Origin of the sequence: Bradyrhizobium sp. PRIMUS42 (assembly GCF_023006515.1) — a bacterium.
Taxonomy (GTDB): domain Bacteria; phylum Pseudomonadota; class Alphaproteobacteria; order Rhizobiales; family Xanthobacteraceae; genus Bradyrhizobium.
The window spans coordinates 1-1,692 of sequence record NZ_JALBGZ010001016.1; the positions used below are offsets into that span (position 1 = coordinate 1).

Annotated in this window: 2 protein-coding genes and 1 pseudogene; 1 reads left to right on the forward strand and 2 read right to left on the reverse strand. The window is 66.9% G+C overall.

What is annotated here, in order from left to right; all coding sequences use genetic code 11:
- Nucleotides 1–2 precede the first annotated feature (2 nt).
- Nucleotides 3–1,238: a multicopper oxidase family protein gene (locus MOV75_RS36970; RefSeq protein ID WP_247007854.1), complete on the forward strand. Its 1,236-nt coding sequence runs from the start codon at nt 3–5 to the stop codon at nt 1,236–1,238.
- Between the two features lie 10 nt (nt 1,239–1,248).
- Here the strand turns inward: MOV75_RS36970 and MOV75_RS36975 are convergent.
- Together MOV75_RS36975 and MOV75_RS36980 are read right to left on the reverse strand one after the other, a co-directional pair.
- Nucleotides 1,249–1,443 (reverse strand): annotated as a pseudogene (locus tag MOV75_RS36975) (addiction module antidote protein); the annotation flags it as partial.
- A 39-nt stretch (nt 1,444–1,482) separates the two neighbouring features.
- The coding region (locus MOV75_RS36980) for an NAD(P)H-hydrate dehydratase (protein ID WP_309487004.1) at nt 1,483–1,692 on the reverse strand (210 nt) is incomplete at its 5' end.

Sequence of the window (1,692 nt, forward strand, 5' to 3'; positions counted from 1 at the left end):
GGCTGATCGCGGGTGGCGCAGGCCCGCTCGTGACCGCCCAGCTCGCCCTTCAGGCAAGGCCGGCGACGCTGGCTCTCAGGCCAGGGCAGCCACCTACATCAATCTGGGAGCTCGCCGCCGTAAGCCACATTGGGGACGTCCGTCTGAGGCGTGGCGACCGTTGCGAAGTGGTGTTTCGGAACGACCTACCTGTGCCGCTTGCGCCAGTCTGGTACGGCCTCAGCGGCGGTGCCCCGGCCGACCCCCTCCGGGGACGCGCGCCTGCCCCACCAGCTGCAGTCGAAACATCAATCATTTCAATTCCTAATGCAGGAACCTTGCTGGCCGACTTCCGCCTGTTCGAGGACGGCCTGAAGCAGCCGGCCCGCCCGCTTCCGATCATCGCGGCCGAGACCGGCCCGGTCGCCGTCGATCGTGACGAGGTCCTGCTGATCGAGGAATGGCGCCTGCAGCCGGACAGCACCGCGGTCCCGCCGGGCCAGGACCCGAAGGACGCGAAGCCGCTCTATACAATCAACGGGCAGACTTCATTCGAACTCTCAGCCTTGGCCGGCCAGCGGCTGCGACTGCGCATTATCAACGGCTCGCAACGCTCTGTTCTCGCAATTAAATTGGAAAATCACGAAGTTAACGTCATGGCCTTGGACGGACAGCCGGCCGAGCCGTTCCCGGCCCGCAACGGCGCCCTGGTGCTGGCGCCGGGCGCACGCGCCGATGCGTTTGTGGATACGGCCACATCGGCCGCATTCCTGCTGCACGACGGCAAGGAGGCGCGAAAAGTCGGTCAGTTGACGGTCTCAGGCACACTGGAGCGGCGCGTGCCGCTGTTGCCGCCGCAGCCGCTCCCTGCAAACGATCTCCCCGAGAAGCTCGACCTGAAAGGCGCCCTGCGGTTCGATGTCGCGCTCGGCGCAGCCGACGCCGGCTGGATCCGGCCTGCAAGCTTCTCCACCGCCTCAACCGCGGCCTTCCGCGCCAAGGCCGGCCGCACGGTCGTGCTGGCCCTCAAGAACGCCGCTCCCGCAACGACCGTCTTCCACCTGCACGGCCAACCCTTCCGCCTGCTCGACAAGCTCGACGACGGCTGGAAACCCTACTGGCTCGACACGCTCGCGATCGAGCCCGGCCAGACCCAGCGCATCGCCTTCGCGGCGACCTCGCCCGGACGATGGCTGATCGAATCCGTCGCCACCGACTGGGCCGCGCCGCGACTGGTGCGGTGGTATGGGGTGGAGTGAGGTCGCGCGACTAGGCGTGCGGCTTGGCCGTGAGTTCGATTCCAAGTGCCTTCATCACCGCGATCGTCGTCTTGAGCGTCGGATTGCCGTTGGTGCTGAACGAGCGATAGAGTTGCTCGCGAGACAGGCCGGTATCCTTGGCAATCTGCGTCATCCCTTTGGCGCGAGCAACGACGCCAAGCGCATGTGCGATATAGGCCGCATTCCGCCGTGCCCATGTCGGCGAGCGCGAGCTTCCTGAGCACTAGTACTCCACCCCCAGCGCAGAATAGATCCGCCGATGCACGGCCGGCAGCGTCTCGGTGAGATCCTCGGCGATCAGGCCCGGCCCGGCTTCGCTTGCGGCCTCACCATGCATCCATACGCCAATGCTGGCGGCTTCGAAAGCCGGCACGCCCTGCGCCAGGAGCCCTGCGATGATGCCGGACAGCACGTCGCCGGCGCCGGCGGTGGC